This window comes from Caballeronia terrestris (assembly GCF_001544515.1).
Taxonomy (GTDB): Bacteria; Pseudomonadota; Gammaproteobacteria; order Burkholderiales; family Burkholderiaceae; genus Caballeronia; species Caballeronia terrestris.
Window position 1 is genome coordinate 1 of sequence record NZ_FCOL02000048.1, and the last position, 16,214, is coordinate 16,214.

Consider the following 16,214-nt stretch of genomic DNA (forward strand, 5'->3'; position numbering starts at 1 on the left):
ATCGCTAGGGTCTTTTGTCTCATTCAATATAAACGGCCTGCCACCCTGATGCGTTGACCTTTTTCAGCATTGCCTTAAGCCCCTCCGATCGAAGGCTGATTGACACATCGTATGTGAAACCCTTCCCGCCTCTCCGCGTGTATTGGAAGTCCATCGTGCCCTCAGAGATCAAGTCACGCTAGCACGACAATTTTTTCGCGTGCTAAAGGCGAAAGTCGAGGAAGGGGGCTCGGTCAACGTCGAGAAAATGCAGCCTTCGACACCCCGCAGTGGGCCGCTCAGCAGGTCCACCGTGCTTCAGCGCGACTCCGAAGTTTTGGCTAGCGCGCAAATGCGGTGGCGGATACGTACTGCTTCACGTCCAGTTGGACGGTAGTCGGCCACCTTCGGTTGTTCGTCGACTCCTAGGCAGTCAGTTGAAAGTCGGCTCCTGCCCGGACTGGTGAGTGTCACGATCCGCCCAGGCCTGCCCATCATGGGTCATAAAACTGCCAGTCGCGCGCTGCAGCCAAGCGGAGCTCGACCGCACTTACGCGGGCCGAGCGTGCTCTCAACTTCCTCGAAAGGTTCAGGTCGGATAAAGACGCGCGCCATTCGAGGAAGCAGAACCTAACCGTGCGGATCACGACTTTGTGAGGCCAGCTTGTCTTCCAAACTGTGCGCAGAGGCGACCGGCTCCTTCGACCCACGCCGCAGCATGAGGCCAGTCGCAGACCATGTAATTTGAAATATCACCCCTTCGACGTCGGCCGCAAGCTTTGACTGCCGGGCGCGCACATGGCGCCTGTTCTGGTGAAACAATCGTAGAATGACCGAACGAGTAAGATGAAGAGGATCGCTGCACGAAGTTGCAGATGACACGGTTACGACCGACTAACGCGCGCTTGGCACGTTCGACATATTCGTCGCACGATCACATAGACGGTTTGCAGCGTCCTTACCCGCATCTGTCCGGCAACCGCTTCGGCTATCGTCCTATGAATGGGTATTGGTTCGTTCAGGTTTCCGGGAACGTTGCGTAGATACCGCGTTGAGCAGAGCCAGTACCGCGTGAGCGACGTCCGGGCCGGCCTGGCCGTCTACTCCAAGACTGGAAAACGCCGGGGGTAATGATCATGATGCACGATTTTTTAGCCAACAACCGTGACACGTTAATCGAACGATGTCGAGCGAAGGTGGCGCAGCGGCCTGCACGAGCGGCGACCGCACAACAACTCCAAAATGGCGTGCCTCTCTTCCTCGACCAACTCGTCCGGACACTTCGAGTCGAGCAGAGTTCGGAGCCCATGAATAGCCGCAAGATTTCCGGTCCATCGGGCGGCGGCGCCTCGTTATCGGAGATTGGCGAGTCAGCGGCGCAACACGGACGGCAGCTCTTGGAACTCGGATTCTCAGTGGATCAGGTCGTGCATGACTATGGCGACCTGTGCCAGGCAATTACAGACCTGGCCTTCGAGCGCGACGCGCCGTTCCAGATCGATGAGTTCCGAACGCTCAACCGCTGCCTGGATAATGCTATCGCTGACGCGGTCACGGAATTCAGCTATCAGCGCGATTCTGTCATTGCGAACAACCAAGCCCTTGAGACGAACAAACGACTAGGATTTTTAGCGCACGAACTTCGCAACTTTCTCGGCACTGCAACGCTCGCCTTTACCGCTGCAAAGACCGGCAATCTGAACCTGTCGGGAGCGACGGGCGCGGTATTGGAACGCAGCCTGTTCGCCTTGCGCGACCTGATTAATGACTCGTTGGCTGAAGTTCGGATGACAGCCGGAATCGCAGGGCCACCACAAACGTTTTCGGTTGCCGAGTTCGTCGCTGAGGTCAAGACGGCCGCGGAGCTTGCGGCTCAGGCCCGTGGATGCGGGTTCTCGGTTTCCGCTGTCGACACGCGACTTGCCGTGAGCGGCGATCGTGATCTGCTTTATTCGGCGGTCGCAAACTTGCTGCAAAACGCTTTTAAGTTCACTCACCTACATACCGAAGTGACCTTGGACGCATACGCGGTTTCGGATCGAATCCTAATCGATGTGAAGGATCACTGTGGCGGCCTTCCACCGGGAAACGCTGAGCGGATGTTCTTACCTTTTACGCAGAACGGCGAGGACCAAAGCGTGCTCGGCCTGGGACTCTCAATCGCGCGGCGGAGCGTGGAGTCAAGTGGTGGGATTCTCAGTGTTCGCGATGTACCCGGCACAGGGTGCGTTTTTACGATCAGCCTGGCTCGATATGCTGTGACCGTCATATAAGCGTGCTTCTGACAGGCCGCTTGAGCGTGCACAACGTCGCCCGCAAAAAGTCACGCAATGCGTACCGACGTTCTATTGCAACCAATTTCCCGCCTGGCGTCAGTTTCACGCGTGCCATGCGAAGAAGCAAGGCGGTTTCGATCACGAATAATTCTTTTGTCCTGGTTTTGTCGGGCCTCCAAATTGCTGCTCATGAAGGGTAACCTGGAGGAACTGATGTCCATTGTGAAAGCTGAGAGCCTCCTTATCGCGGACGACGACCCGAATTTGTTGGCAGCATATGTGTTCTTCTTCGGTGCTTACGGCTACGCAATTCGAACTGCCGGGAATGGTGTGGACGCGCTTGCCGAATACTGTACGTCGCGTCCCGTAGTGGTTGTCCTCGATATTGAAATGCCCCGTCTCGACGGCCGAGCGGTAGCGCGAGAAATTCGGCGGCTCAACGTCAGCCCTGCACCCTTCTTGGTGGCTGTGACCGCGCTGTCATCGCCGTACGAACGCGCGGAATCAATCAGGTCAGGATTCGACTACCATTTTGTAAAGCCCGCCCAACTTCCGGTCATCCTGGCAATGATATCGGCCCGCCCACACTAGCGATGCACAACACCTTCAGATGGCAAATCCAACCGTGCTAATCGGCTGGGATCCGCTGTGGCCCATCTGGATTTCTTGAGACCAAGACGACTGTGAGGCCATTCGTTCAAAAGGGAATTGCCATGGTGGCGCACAAATCTTTCGATAGCAGCCGCTCGGGAAGCGCGGTCATCGAGGCCTCACGAATGAGGCCTCTGTCCGAGAATCTGCCGACCCGCGTGACCTTGCGCACGGCCGCTGTACTTTGGGAGCGATCGTTCCGGCGAAGCGGCTTCGAGGGGCACGAATCTGCAAGCCGTTCGATGTAGTACACGCGTGCTACGTTTTTCATACCAACCCTCAAAACGGCAACTTCCTGTCAACCGCTTTTCAGCGGTGTAAAGTAATACCGGCACCGCACTGGACAGCGCCCCGCCCACACGCAAAAGACGCAAGCCAACCCCGCCAACCGCAGTGCCCCATCCAAAGCCTCAGGAATTACAACGGTGACGATCCCAGGGCCTCTCTCCGCGCTGCGGTCCCGACGCGAACACCTGCTCGAACGGCAGGCCGCGCTCGCCGCGCTCACCCGCATCGACGTCTACCAAAACGAAAATCTCGAGCAAACGCTCCACTACATCATGGAGACGGCTGCGCAACTGATGTGTGTCGAGCGCGTGAGTCTTTGGCGTTACACGCAGACGCGATGCGCGATCTACTGCCTCGATCTCTACGAATCGAGCCTCGATCGACACAGCTCCGGCGCGCAACTACAGGCCGAGCTCTACCCCGACTACTTCCGTGCGCTCGCCACCAGCGACGCCATCGTCGCCGACGATGCCCACGCCGATCCGCGCACGCACGAATTCTCGAGCACCTACCTCACGCCGCTCGGCGTCACGGCCATGCTCGATACCCCGGTCTACCTTCACGGCCAGATCGACGGTGTGCTATGTCACGAGCAAGTCGGACCGCCCATCCCGTGGACGCCCGAAGATCGCCTCTTCGGCATTGCGCTCGCGAACCTGATCGCGCTCGCCGTCGAACGCGACGAACGCCGTCGCGCCGAGGACGCCCTGCGCGAGAGCGAACAACGGCTCGCCACGCTGGTCGCCTACGCGCCCGATGCGATCCTCGTATTCGATGCCGACGCCGACCGCTACGTCGAAGCGAACGACCAGGCTGCGCGTCTCTTCGGCCGCGACCGCGACGCGCTCCTGCAGATCGATCCGCTGGAACTGAGCCCGGTTCGCCAGCCGGACGGCCGCATTTCGAGCGAGGCGCGGCAAGAGATGATCGATCGCGCGCTCGAAGGCGAGACGCCCGTCTTCGAATGGCTGCACCGGAACGCATCGGGCGCGCTCGTTCCGTGCGAGATCCGTCTCGTGCGCCTGCCTCACGCAAGTCGCCGGCTGATACGCGGCAGCGTCATCGATATCGGCGAACGCATGCGCACCGAGCAGGCGTTGCGCGCGAGCGAACAGCGCCTCTCGACGATGCTCGCCTTTTCGCCCGACGCCATCACGCTGCTCGACGTCGATACGCTGCGCTTCGTCGAAGTGAACGAACAGGCCGCGCGCCTCTATGGCCGTGATCGCGAAGCGCTCCTGCGTATCGGTCCGGTCGAGTTGAGCCCGGCGCGTCAGCCCGACGGTCGACTGTCGAACGAAGCGGCGCGCGAAAAGGTCGAGGAAGCGCTCGATGGCGGCGTGCCGGTGTTCGAGTGGTGGCATGCGGACCCTTCAGGCACGCTCTTTCCCTGCGAGGTCAGGCTCGTGCGGCTGCCCGATGCGACGCGCAGGCTCGTGCGCGGCAGCGTCATCGATATCAGCGAGAGAAAGCTCGCCGAAGCGGGCCGCCGTGAGAGCGAGGCGCGGCTGCGGGGCATCCTCGATGCGTCGATGGACTGCATCATCAGCATCGATCGCGATGGTTGCATCATCGAATTCAATCCGGCTTCCGAGCGGACCTTCGGGTATCAGCGGGAGGATGTCATCGGCCGGGAACTCGCCGGGCTCGTCATCCCGCCGGGATTGCGCGACGCTCATCGCCAAGGCCTCAAGCGCTATCTCGCAACCGGCGAAGGGCCGCTGCTCGGCAAGCGCATCGAGGTGCCGGCGCTGCGCTCGGATGGCACGGAGTTCCCGGTGGAGATCTCCGTCACGCCAGTTTCCGGTGGCGCGAGCTTCGTGACGGCCACGGTGCGCGACATCACCGAGCGCAAGCGCGCGCAGGCGGAACTGCGCGCGGCGAAGGACGCTGCGGAAGCCGCCAACCGTGCCAAATCCGAGTTCCTCGCCAACATGAGCCACGAGCTGCGCACGCCGCTCAACAGCGTGCTCGGCTACGCGCAACTGCTACGTCGCGAAGCCGAACTCAACGAACGGCAGTGCAAGGCGCTGACCGTCGTCGAGCAATCGGGCGAGCATCTGCTGGGACTCATCGATGAAATCCTCGACATGGCGAAGATCGAGGCCGGCACGCTCGATGTCGTCGCAGACAATTTCGATCTGCAGCGCCTCCTCGCAAGCATCGCCTCGATGATGAAATGCCGCGCGCAGGCCAAGGGACTCTCGTTCACGCAGGCGCAGTGGTCGGACATTCCGCGCGTGATTCGCGGCGACGAGCGCCGGCTGCGGCAGGTGCTCATGAATCTCCTCGACAACGCGATCAAGTACACGCAGCAAGGCGGAGTCGTCCTGAAAACGGGGCTGAACGACGGGCGCCTGTGCTTTCTCGTCGAGGACACGGGCATCGGTATCCGGCCCGAGCATTTGTCGGAGATATTCGAGGTGTTTCATCAGGTACGCGACCCATCGACGGTCATCGACGGCACGGGGCTCGGTCTCGCGATCAGCAAGCGGCTCGTGCACCTGATGGGCGGCGCGCTTCAGGTATCGAGCACGCCGCGCGAAGGCAGCCGCTTCTGGTTCGAACTGGACGTGCCGCCGGTCGAGACGCAGCCGCCGATCGCCGTGAGCCGCATCGCGACGGGCATAGCGGGCGAGCGGCGGCGCGTGCTGGTCGTCGATGACGAAGCCGATGGCCGGAGCCTGCTGCGCGATCTGCTCGTTCCGCTCGGCTTCGAAGTGTACGAGGCCGCCGACGGCGAAGCCGCCATCGACGAGGCCCTGCGTCTCCTGCCAGATGCGATCCTGATGGACATGCGCATGCCACGGCTCGACGGACTCTCGGCGACCCGGCGCATGCGCGCGTTGCCGGAGTTGTCGGGCACGGTGATTGTCGCGATTTCGGCAAGCGCGTTCGAGCACAATCGCGCGCGCTGCATCGAATCGGGTGCGGACGAGTTCGTCCCCAAGCCGTTTCGACAGGAAAGGCTGATCGAGTTGCTGTGCGCGCGTCTCGGGCTGACGGTGCTGTATTCCGCAAGCGGCAGCGGTACGGACGACGATCCGGATGGCGAAGTCATGATCGACGCACCACCGTCGGAGGAGCTGCAACGTCTGCTCGATCTCGCCTCGCGCGGCGACGTCAGGCAGTTGTTGCACGAGGCGCACGAGCTGGCCCGTCGCGATCGTACGCACGCGCCGTTCGCCGGGCGTATTCGCGAACTCGGCGAGGCGTATCGCATGAAGGAGCTGCGGCGGTGGCTCAGGAGCTTCGCGAACGGGCAAGGTAGCGACCCATGAACGGCCCGCTGATCCTCGTTGTCGAGGACATTCCAGCCAACCTGTCGATCCTGCTCGATCTGCTGAGCGCCAACGGTTTCTCGGTATCGGTCGCGGAGGACGGCGAGAGCGCGCTCGAGGAGATCGAATACGCGACGCCCGACCTGATCCTGCTCGACGTGATGATGCCCGGCCTCGACGGCTTCGCGACCTGCGCGCGTCTCAAGTCGAATCCCGCGACGCGCGACATTCCCGTGATCTTCATGAGCGCGCTCACCGATACTGTCGACAAGGTGAAGGGCCTCGAACTCGGCGCCGTCGACTACATCACCAAGCCGTTCCAGCACGAGGAAGTGCTCGCGCGCGTGGGGACGCACCTCGAAATCAAGCGGCTCGCGGCGCGGCTCGGAGAGAGCGAGCAGCGGCTCACGAGCATCATCGATTCGGCGATGGACGCGATCATCGCGCTCGACGAAGCAGGTCACGTCACGGTCTTCAATCGCGCCGCCGAGCGCTTGTTCCGATGCGCGGCGAGCGAAGCCATCGGCAAGACGTGCAACCGGTTCCTCTCGGAGCCGCTCTGCCGGATGCTCGGCGACTTCATGCGGGGAGAGTGCCCGCAAGCGCCTCTGTGGGTGCCCGAAGGCTTCAGCGCCGTGCGCGCCGACGGTGAATCGTTCGCGATCGAAGCGACGTTGTCATGGGCCGAAGCGAGAGGACAGGGCATCTATACGCTCATCCTGCGCGATATCGAGGAACGCAGGAAAGCGGAGGCCGAAGTGGGCCAGTTGCGCGGCCTGAACCGATGTTTGCAGGAAGAGCTGCGCGAAGCGAAGGCGGGCGAAGACCTGATCGGTCCCGAAGGATTGCGGTCCGTGCTGGAGCAGGTGCGTTTGGTCGCCTGCACCGATGCCTCAGTGCTCGTGACCGGCGAGACGGGCACGGGCAAGGAACTGATCGCTCAGGCGATCCATCGCATGAGTCCGCGCGCGGGGCGGCAGTTCGTCAAGCTCAATTGCGCGGCCTTGCCGGCCAATCTCATCGAGAGCGAATTGTTCGGGCACGAGAAGGGAGCGTTTACGGGCGCGCTGGCTCGCAAGGCGGGGCGTTTCGAACTGGCCGATGGCGGCACGCTGTTCCTCGACGAAATCGGCGAACTGGCCATCGATCTTCAGGCGAAACTGCTTCGCGTGCTGCAGGACGGCGAATTCGAACGGCTTGGCGGCACGCGCACGCAGAAGGCCGATGTGCGCATCGTCGCGGCGACCAACCGGAGCCTCGGCGACGAAGCCGCCGCGGGCCGCTTTCGCGCCGATCTCTACTACCGACTGAACGTCTTCCCCGTCGCGCTGCCGCCGCTGCGCGAGCGGCGTGCGGATATCGCGCCGCTCGCCGCGCACTTCGTGCGGCGTTTCGCCACGAAGTACGCCAAGCACATCGACGCCATATCGGAGCGGCAACTGGCCGTGCTCGAAGGCTACCGGTGGCCGGGCAACGTGCGCGAGCTTCAGCATGTGATCGAGCGTGCGGTCATCCTGACGCAGGGATCGCGACTCGCGCTTGGCGACTGGTTCAGGGACGACACTCCGCCGGTTAGTCCGGCGCCATCAGGACGCGCTGACGAGCCTGCCGCGACGCTCGAAGAGGCGGAGCGGCTCCATATCCTCAAGGTACTCGACGAAACGGGCTGGCGCGTGAGCGGCAAGGCGGGCGCCGCCGAGCGTCTCGGACTCAAGCCGACGACGCTCGAATCGCGCATGAAGCGCCTCGCGATCACGCGCAAAACTCACTGACGGTCCCGAGATCTCGGGAATCTCCCGAAATCCGCTGCGAAAGCATGGGCGGAAGAGGCATCGAAAGACGTCGCTTCGCAAAGTCGCGGAGCCTTATCCCAAAAGCCTCACAGCATTAAACGCCGCTGCCTGGCACGTCTCTCGCATTAGGAGGCGCTCGCAATACGCGCCGTTAGTTGTGGTGCCCATTGCGTCCATCGTGAATCCGAAACGAGAGAGTGCGTGATGAGCAAATCAATGTGCGTCGGCGCGGCGGTCGCGGGCTTGAGCCTGATCGGCGCTGTCCCCGACTCCGACATCCTGTCGGCAATCAACGGCATGACCGTCTACATCTACGACAAAGACGCCGCCACGAGCCATACCGGCCCGTGCCACGGCACCTGCACGGCGGTCTGGCCGCGTGTCCCGGCGAGCGCGATGCCGCAGGGCGAGGGGATCGGCGCAATCGTCCACGAGGACGGCGTGATGCAGGCGGCCTACGAGGGGCGTCCCGTCCACTACTACGCGGGCGATCGCAAGCCCGGCGACGCGAACGGCGACGAGATCGGCAGCATCTGGCACGCGATCCGGCCCGCCGCGCGCGCGAATCCGGCGATGTATGCGCCGGTGACGACAGCCTCATCCGGCTTCGACGATTTCTGACAGAATTCCCAATGTCAACGATGAAGTGGATGACGATCGATGAGATGAACGTCGGCGTGCCGCTTCCTGGCGGTTATCGGCTTCAGTTGCTCGGGCGCGCGGAGATCGGCGGTGTGATCGATTCGATCGCGGCGTGGTATCCCGACATCAGCGTCGGCGGCGCGAGCTGTCACCTGCGCGACGATTATCTGGCGACGCGCGTGACGCTCGCGGCCGAGGAGGAGACGGACGTGCTCGTCGTGCTGATCAAACGGGGCGACGCGCTCGCGGGCCTCTTCTCGTGCGAGCGCGACCGCGACACGCTTGCGCTGTATGCGCGCCTTGCCGTGATCGCGCCGCATCATCGCGGCGCGCGTCTGGGACAGGCGTGCATCGTGCTCGCGGAGTGTCTCGCGCGGCATATGGGCATGGGGATGATCTACGGCATGGCGACGCTCAAGATTCCCCATGTGCAGATCGCGTTCGAGGCGCTCGGATGGCGGCTCATCGGCATCGCGCCGGGATACGATCGCGAGATGGTGGCGCCGGGCGTGGTGAAGCGGGTCTACGAGGCGGTTTATGCGAAGGTGCTGGTCGCGCAAGCGGATCTGCTGCAGCCGCATACGCGCAACCTGACGCCGTGCACGAGGCGGTTTTTTTGCGCGCTGTTTCCGGATCAGGCGTTGTCGTGCTGAGCGTGCTTCGCTACCACGGCAGCCTGCCGAACCGCTCACGCAACGCGTTGCGCTCGGCATCGGAGATGCGTTGAAGCTCGGGATCGCAAGCGATCCGGGACATCCCCGATCGCGCGTGAACGAAGCGCCGCACGGGGGGAATCGGCGATCCGTGCCTGACGATCTCCGACGACGGCCCGCCACACGCGAGCACGTTAAAGAACGTAAAGAGCCACGGCCGCACCTGCCTCATGAGAGCCTTAAGTGCCGCGAGCCCGTTGGGCAATCTGCGTCCGGCGTCGAGTGTCGTGGCGATCCGGTTGTCGTTGCCCACGAGCAACACGCCGCACGCGTCAGCGGCTGCCTTGACGAAGCCTGAGCAGTCGTTCGAGTGCTAGCCGAGCTGTCGCTGACAGGTCGCGATGATGTCTCTGGCGCTCATCCATGGGCTCCCGACACGCCGTCAATTGGTGGAACCCCGTTCGCTCGACTCGGCGGCGAGCAAGTTCAGGACGAGCAGGATCGCGTTGCTGTCGTCGGCCGAGATCGGGATGCCGACTTCCTCGCTGAGCCATCGACCGATCTTGGTGACGGCGAAATCAGCCGGGCGCGCGGATTTCTTCAGCGTGACGCCGAGCTTCGCCGCGCGATAGTGATACGACGGCACGCGATGTTGCGCGGCGATACCCGATAATCCGCCCTTTTGCCCCGAGCACCAGCCGAGACTGCCCGCGAGGACGATGCGTTCGTGTTCGTCGAGCCCGTCGATGAAGCTTCGTGCAAGGCGCCGTACGCGCGCTTCGCTGAGGCCGTACTGGATCAGCACGGACTCGACCGGATCGTCGAGCGCGTGCGCGTGTTCATCCACTTCCTGTCCGATGCCGTCCGCCTCGATCGACACGTTGCGCTGATGGCTCGCGCTGCGCAGGCAGTCGATCAGGTAGCGCCGGAAATAGGCACAGATCGCATAGTTGCTCGACGGTGCGCTTTCGGCGCAGGCATTCGAGTCGGTATGACCGGGCTCGAGCCGCAACACCTTGGCATAAATGAACTGCGCGACGAGCTCTTCCTTGTCTTCCCGGAGCGATTGCAGTTCGAGTGGGTGATAAGGTCGCAACGCGCCGCGCACGAGGTTATACATGGCGGCCATTTCATCACGCGAGAGGCGCGTTCTGCGCCGCCACAAATCGGAGAGGATCGCGCAGCCCTGACTCTGCGGATTAGCCGTTATTTGCATCGTTTCCATGTCACGCCCCTTAGCGGGAACTATCGGAGAGACATGGATGAGTATCGGTTTCGCCCTATGATACTTCCATATGGATTAAGTAATAGCCGTCGGGTAAACTGGATATAGACTCTCCCGCAACATACGCACGACGAACCGGTTTGAATCGTCGCCGCCTTACGTTTCTTATGAAATGGAATGCGGATCGATTACTGATAAAAATCCGGTTCAAGCTCGCGGCCCGGTTGCGGCGCGCCTCGCGGTGTCCTGCCGCTCAACGTCCGAAGCAATGCAAGGTCAGCGGCTGGCTGGCCGTGCCATCGTCTTCACGTCACCCAAAATGCCGAGTCAAAAGAGGGACTGACAGGATGTGGAAAGCTCCGATGCAGCGGGCGATCGACGACGATCTCTCGCGCGTGCTCTATGCACAGGACCCTTTTGGGTTTCTGACGCACCTGTTTTTCGCGATTGCCGTGAGTGCCGTGTATTTCGCATTTCTTGGCCGGCCAAATGTGACTGCGGCGTGGCTCGGCTTATATATTTTTGTCATTGCCGGCGCGGTTATTCTCTGGATCGCGAACCATGCGCGGCCGCGCATTTTGAATTCACGCGACTGGATCAACCTTCACGCCCTGTCGAATGCTTTTTTGTATTGCGCGCCGGGCCTCTCGATCTGGTTTGCATTTCAAAGCGCGGATACCGATCTTGCCACGATGCATACGCTTCTCATCGTTTTGATGGCGGCAGGGTTGTTCATGTCGAGCGGCTTCGACCTCTTCAATTTCACGGGCGCGATCATGGCCCTTGTGATGCCGGCCGTCGTGTTGCACTTCGCCTACCCGACACGCGAGCATGCCATCACGGGCGCCATACTCGGGTTGTTTCTGATTGCAATGAACATCCACGCCGCGCGGTATCGAAAGCTGTTTCGCAGCGTCATAGAGGAACGCATGGACGAGCAGTTGCGTGCGGAAGCTTTCGCCATCGAAAAGCGCGTGACCGAAGAAGCGAGTCTTGCGAAGACGCGCTTTTTCGCCGCCGCGAGCCACGACCTGCGGCAGCCGTTGCACGCGATAGGCCTGCTCGCGGAGTCGCTGAAAAGTGCTTCGTCGGCGGCGCAGCGCGGTGCAACGGTCGAAAGCATTATTTCGAATGTCGAAGCCTTGAACGGGCTCTTCAATCAGGTACTGGACTTGGCGCGCATCGAAAGCGGCGTGACGCAGGTGATTCCCTTGCACTTTCGCCTCTCCGAACTGCTCGCGCGCATCGACAGCCAGTTCCGGCCGACCGCCGCGGCCAAGGGTCTCGCGCTGCGCGTCGCGCCGACGGACTTCGTCGCCTTCACCGATCCCGTGCTGCTCGAACGCGTGCTCGGCAATCTCGTCTCCAACGCCGTGCGCTACACGGAGCAGGGCGCGATCTGGGTCGGCTTGCGGCGCGCGGGAAATGCGCATGGCGGCTATATCGAAGTGCGCGATTCCGGCATCGGCATCGCGCCGGAGGAACATCGGCTCGTGTTCGAGGAGTTCTATCAGGTGCTGCTGCCGCAACGCGTCGCGAGGCAAGGGCATGGCCTCGGCCTGTCCACCGTCAGGCGTCTCGTGGGCCTGCTCGGCGGCGAGTTGCAGATGCGCTCGGCGCTCGGAAGCGGCACCACCGTGCGCGTGCCTGTGCGTGAAGGCGACGAGAGCCTGATCACGGCGCGTTTGTCTGATCCCGCCTCCGTGGGCGCATCGGCGGCGGGGCGGCGCATCCTGTGTATCGACGACGAACCGGAGATCCTGCGCGCGCTCGAAAGCCTGCTGGAACGCTGGGGCTGCATCGTACGTGGTGTCGCGGACGAGTGCGCGGCCGTGCAGGCGATCGAAGACGGCTTCATCCCCGATGCGCTGCTGTGCGATTTTCAGCTGGGCGCGCGCCGCACCGGCGCGCAGGCGATCGACGCCGTGCAGCAGGCGCTCGCGAGGCGCGGCTATCGCCACGCCGCGACGATGCTGATCACGGGCGACATGGCGTCGCCGGAACTGACGGCGCTCGCAGCGCTTGGGTATCCGGTGCTGCACAAACCCGTGACGCCGACGCGCCTTCGCCGCACGCTCGACACCCTGTGGCAGCACGCCGACCGTGACAGCGAGCTCGAACGCATGCCGCCCGCCGCGTGAGCGCTAGCCGATCTGCCCGCGCAGCTTGAGCGCGCGAAGGTATTGCCCGGCCACTTCCGACGCGCCATAGTGCACGACGGTCTGATCGACCAGCGCCCAGACGGCGCACCCTCCGAGCCGCACGCGGCGGCAAAACGACAGGTCCTCCGAAAGGTACGCGCCCTGTTCCTGCATCGTGTCGAAGAAGCCGTAGAAGGCGCCGCCCGGCACGACCGACGCGTACTGGTCGGGCGGAGCGAAGCACGCGGCGTACGGCTTGGCGGCTTCGAAGGCCTCGCGCTGCAGAAGCAGGATGCCCGTGCCGATATGCTCGGCCTCCACGAAACCTTCGATCACCTGCGCGCGTCCGTCGGAAGCACTGCGGATGCGCACCGTGTACTCCGCGTGCTTCTCCAGCCAGTCGCGCATCGAGAGACCGCTGTCCGTCGCGTCGATGCGGCGTTCGAGATCCACGCGCCGGAACGGATACGCGACGCCCGCGACGCTCCGGTTCGCCGCCAGCAGTTTCAGCACGGCATCGGCTTCGAAGTGCATGTCGGTATCGAGGAAGAGCAGATGCGTGAACTCGTGGTGTTCGAGGAAATAGTTCGCGAAGAGATTGCGCGCCCGGATGATGTGCGACGAGCCGACGTGCATCAACTGGTACGCGGCGCCCGCTTCGGTCAGCGCGCGCGTCGCGTTGACGAGCGAAAACGCGAAGTTGACATGCACGTCGTCGCGGTGGGTCGGCAGGCAGATCAGGATGTTGTGCCGAGGCGTCTGCGGCGGGGCGGAGGAGGTCATCGCGCGCCTAGAGCGTGCGGCCCGTTTCGAGCCAGCCGTTGATCAGCGCGATCGCCGCCGACCGGTTGTGCACGGACAGCGCGCGGAAGATCACGGACAGATGCACTTTCACGGTCCCCTCGGCGACGCCCAGCTCGCGCGCGATCATCTTGTTGGTCCAGCCACGATGCACGAGCCGCATGATCTCCTGCTGACGCGGCGACAGGTTCTCCATCAGATGCCGGTGATGCGGCTGCAGCATCGAGGGCGGCGTTTCGGCAACGCCCGTGCGCGCCTGCGGACTCGCGGGCGTAATGAGGCTCAGGGCTTCGATGGGGACATAGGCGCCGCCCGACAACACGAGCTCGATCGCCTTCAGCATCACGTTGGCGGGCTCGCGCTTCGGCACGAAACCGAGCGCGCCGGCTGCGAGCACGGCGCGCATCTCCTCGACGGACTCCTCCGCCGACAGCACTAGAAGCGGCAACGCCGGATTCGCCTTCAGCAGCGCGACGAGCGAAGCGGCGCTCGCCATGCCGGACATGTGCAGATCGACGATGGCGAGATCATGGTTCGCATCGGGCCGCGCGGCGGCGGCGAGCGTGTCCCAACTGTCGGCTTCGTCGAACTGGGCGTCGGGGTCGAGCCGCCGCAACAGCGACTTCACACCCTGGCGGATCAGTTCGTGATCGTCGGCTACGAGAAACTTCAAAGTATCTCCTCGATGGCGGGGGGAGTCATGGCGCGTCGTCGACGCACAGGTCGGGATCGCTCACCACGCAATCAGCCGTCGGCGCAAGCGGCGCACCGCGTACGCGCACGCGTGATTCCTGCGCGGCGATCCGCAGTCCCTTGGGCAATAGCACCCACAACTGCGCGGGTTGCCGCATTTTGCTCGCCTGGGCCTGCGCCTGCGGACCGGAGCCGAAAAAAAAGTCCGCCCTCACGGCGCCGCGGATCGCACCGCCCGCGTCCTGCGCCATCAGGAGGCGCGTGACCGGCGAGGCGCCCGATGGCGTGTCGCTCGTGCTGACGAAGACGGGTGCGCCGAGCGGCGTCGTGCGCGGATCGATGGCGGCCGAGCGTCCCGCCGAGAGCGGCACTCCCAGCGCGCCGATGGGCCCGTTCGGCGAATCGGGGATGGTCCGGAAGAAGACGTAGCTCGGGTCCGACGAAGCGAACATATAGCTGATCGGCGGAGCGCCGGACAAGCTGGGCGCGGCGTTCGCGTCCTTGGCTTGCGCGCTCTGCGACGTGGAAGGTTTCGATGCGGAGCCCGCGTTGCTCACCCGCTCGGGGTGGACGGCGGGCGTTGCGCCCTTGACCAGGTTGAAGCCGCGCAAGAGCGGCGAGGTGGGGTCGTCGCTTGCGGGCGCGTTCGGCTGATCGGCGTTGGAAGCGCCGGCATCGCGCAGCAACGACGATTGCGGCGCGTCATCGGCGGCGATGCTGTTCACGGGCGTATCGGCACCGATGACGCCTTCTTCCAGATCGATCTCCACGCCGCGCACGAGGACCTTGCGGCCTTTCGTTTTTGCGCTCGCGATCGGCGGATTGAACGCGAAGCCGTTCTGCTCGGCGTAGGCCAACCGAAGGATCGATCCGTCGGGCAGGCGGATTCGGCCCGCGCCCTGCAACTGCATCGAATAGAGCATGGCGGGATCGTCGACGTAGGCGAGTACCGGCGCGTTCAGCCGTCCCCGCTCGATCTCTGCGCGCGAGTAGTAAGGCACGATCCGGTTGCCCGCCAGCCGCAGACGCAGCTTCTTGTCGCGGATATCGGGAACGCTGTCGCGCAACTCGAGCGCGTAGACGCCCGCCAGGTTCCCGCTCGATACCGACGCCAGCGGAATCACGTTGCGATTCTCGATGCGCGCGGCAACCGACGTGCTGCGCGCGTTCGGCGGCAGGCGCCGCTGATCGAGGAAGAGCATGTCGCGCGGCACGCCGTAGACCGGATAGACGTAGGGCGCGCTGTACCTGCGACTGCCGTTGAGCGTCGGCTCGTAATAGCCGGTAAGCACGCCGCGCGTCGACTTGTCGACGTTGCGGATCTGGTACACCGTGAAGTTCTGTTCGAAGAAGCGTCGCACCGCCGCGCTGTCGCGGGCAGCGACGTTGCGCGAGGCCGTGCACGGCGCCGACCAGCCCGGCTTCGCCGCGAGCACGCCGCAACTGCGCCTGAAGGCTTCCCATGATTCGGCGACGTCGTCGGTGGACCAGCCCGGGAGATCGGCGAAGCGCACGGGTTCGTAGAGCGCGTTGCGGGTCGCGAAGGCGGTCGCACCGCCGGCGACGGAGGCAGACCCGGCCGCCGCGAGCGGATACGCGACGCCCGCGTTCGCACCAACTGCCGGCGTCAGTTCCTGCGCTGCCTGGCCCGGCGCGCTGCCGGCCTGCGACGCGAATGCGTTCGGCGCGGGTTCGCCCGATGCCTGCGGCGGCTGCGCGCTGCCGCAGCCGAGCAATTGAGCGGCCAGGACGCTTGCGAGCGCGGCAATGCAGGTTCTCGTTATGGCCATG

Annotated in this window: 12 protein-coding genes; 7 read left to right on the top strand and 5 right to left on the bottom strand. The window is 63.7% G+C overall.

Translation table 11 applies throughout. The features are described from left to right. The first annotated feature begins 1,115 nt into the window (after positions 1-1,115). From AWB67_RS26745 to AWB67_RS26770, 6 genes are all read left to right on the top strand, one after another. Positions 1,116-2,252, top strand: coding sequence for a sensor histidine kinase (locus tag AWB67_RS26745; RefSeq protein WP_200822316.1), 1,137 nt, complete (start codon positions 1,116-1,118; stop codon positions 2,250-2,252). A 216-nt stretch (positions 2,253-2,468) separates the two neighbouring features. Continuing rightward, positions 2,469-2,846 carry a response regulator gene (locus tag AWB67_RS26750; protein WP_087659252.1) on the top strand — a complete coding sequence of 126 codons (378 nt, stop codon included), beginning with the start codon at positions 2,469-2,471 and terminating at the stop codon, positions 2,844-2,846. Positions 2,847-3,331: 485 nt separating this feature from the next. Continuing rightward, positions 3,332-6,475, top strand: a complete 3,144-nt coding sequence (locus AWB67_RS26755; RefSeq protein ID WP_087659231.1) for a PAS domain S-box protein — start codon at positions 3,332-3,334, stop codon at positions 6,473-6,475. Then, positions 6,472-8,247, top strand: a complete 1,776-nt coding sequence (locus AWB67_RS26760; protein WP_087659232.1) for a sigma-54-dependent Fis family transcriptional regulator — start codon at positions 6,472-6,474, stop codon at positions 8,245-8,247. Before AWB67_RS26755 ends, AWB67_RS26760 begins: the two co-directional genes overlap by 4 nt. Positions 8,248-8,472: 225 nt before the next feature. Then, positions 8,473-8,889, top strand: a complete 417-nt coding sequence (locus AWB67_RS26765; RefSeq protein ID WP_087659233.1) for a COG4315 family predicted lipoprotein — start codon at positions 8,473-8,475, stop codon at positions 8,887-8,889. 11 nt (positions 8,890-8,900) lie between these two features. Further along, positions 8,901-9,563 carry a hypothetical protein gene (locus tag AWB67_RS26770; protein ID WP_125477683.1) on the top strand — a complete coding sequence of 221 codons (663 nt, stop codon included), beginning with the start codon at positions 8,901-8,903 and terminating at the stop codon, positions 9,561-9,563. 10 nt (positions 9,564-9,573) lie between these two features. Here AWB67_RS26770 and AWB67_RS26775 read toward each other — a convergent pair whose 3' ends face one another. Together AWB67_RS26775 and AWB67_RS26780 are read right to left on the bottom strand one after the other, a co-directional pair. Further along, positions 9,574-9,876, bottom strand: coding sequence for a hypothetical protein (locus AWB67_RS26775; RefSeq protein ID WP_125477684.1), 303 nt, complete (start codon positions 9,874-9,876; stop codon positions 9,574-9,576). A gap of 129 nt (positions 9,877-10,005) precedes the next feature. Further along, entirely contained in the window at positions 10,006-10,788 is a 783-nt protein-coding gene (locus tag AWB67_RS26780) for a hypothetical protein (RefSeq protein ID WP_087659236.1), read from the bottom strand. Between the two features lie 347 nt (positions 10,789-11,135). Here AWB67_RS26780 and AWB67_RS26785 point away from each other — a divergent pair, with 347 nt between their 5' ends. Then, positions 11,136-12,929, top strand: coding sequence for an ATP-binding response regulator (locus tag AWB67_RS26785; protein ID WP_087659237.1), 1,794 nt, complete (start codon positions 11,136-11,138; stop codon positions 12,927-12,929). A 3-nt stretch (positions 12,930-12,932) separates the two neighbouring features. Here AWB67_RS26785 and AWB67_RS26790 read toward each other — a convergent pair whose 3' ends face one another. The 3 genes from AWB67_RS26790 to mltA are packed head-to-tail and all read right to left on the bottom strand — an operon-like array spanning position 12,933 to position 16,213. After that, the gene (locus AWB67_RS26790) at positions 12,933-13,712 is read right to left on the bottom strand and encodes a hypothetical protein (protein WP_087659238.1); all 780 of its coding nucleotides are present in this window, start codon (positions 13,710-13,712) and stop codon (positions 12,933-12,935) included. 7 nt (positions 13,713-13,719) lie between these two features. Beyond that, a complete protein-coding gene (locus tag AWB67_RS26795) occupies positions 13,720-14,403 on the bottom strand; it encodes a response regulator transcription factor (RefSeq protein ID WP_087659239.1) in 684 nt (227 codons plus the stop codon). Positions 14,404-14,428: 25 nt separating this feature from the next. Next, complete coding sequence (gene mltA / locus AWB67_RS26800; protein ID WP_087659253.1) at positions 14,429-16,213, bottom strand: murein transglycosylase A; 1,785 nt, start codon at positions 16,211-16,213, stop codon at positions 14,429-14,431. Position 16,214 lies beyond the last annotated feature (1 nt).

Excerpts from the sequence above, each read along its gene's own strand:
- AWB67_RS26745 (WP_200822316.1), top strand. The coding sequence starts at position 1,116 with ATGATGCACGATTTTTTAGCCAACAACCGTGACACGTTAATCGAACGA.
- AWB67_RS26750 (WP_087659252.1), top strand. The coding sequence starts at position 2,469 with ATGTCCATTGTGAAAGCTGAGAGCCTCCTTATCGCGGACGACGACCCG.
- AWB67_RS26760 (WP_087659232.1), top strand. The coding sequence starts at position 6,472 with ATGAACGGCCCGCTGATCCTCGTTGTCGAGGACATTCCAGCCAACCTG.
- AWB67_RS26765 (WP_087659233.1), top strand. The coding sequence starts at position 8,473 with ATGAGCAAATCAATGTGCGTCGGCGCGGCGGTCGCGGGCTTGAGCCTG.
- AWB67_RS26770 (WP_125477683.1), top strand. The coding sequence starts at position 8,901 with ATGTCAACGATGAAGTGGATGACGATCGATGAGATGAACGTCGGCGTG.
- AWB67_RS26780 (WP_087659236.1), bottom strand. The coding sequence starts at position 10,788 with ATGGAAACGATGCAAATAACGGCTAATCCGCAGAGTCAGGGCTGCGCG.
- AWB67_RS26785 (WP_087659237.1), top strand. The coding sequence starts at position 11,136 with ATGTGGAAAGCTCCGATGCAGCGGGCGATCGACGACGATCTCTCGCGC.
- AWB67_RS26790 (WP_087659238.1), bottom strand. The coding sequence starts at position 13,712 with ATGACCTCCTCCGCCCCGCCGCAGACGCCTCGGCACAACATCCTGATC.
- mltA (WP_087659253.1), bottom strand. The coding sequence starts at position 16,213 with ATGGCCATAACGAGAACCTGCATTGCCGCGCTCGCAAGCGTCCTGGCC.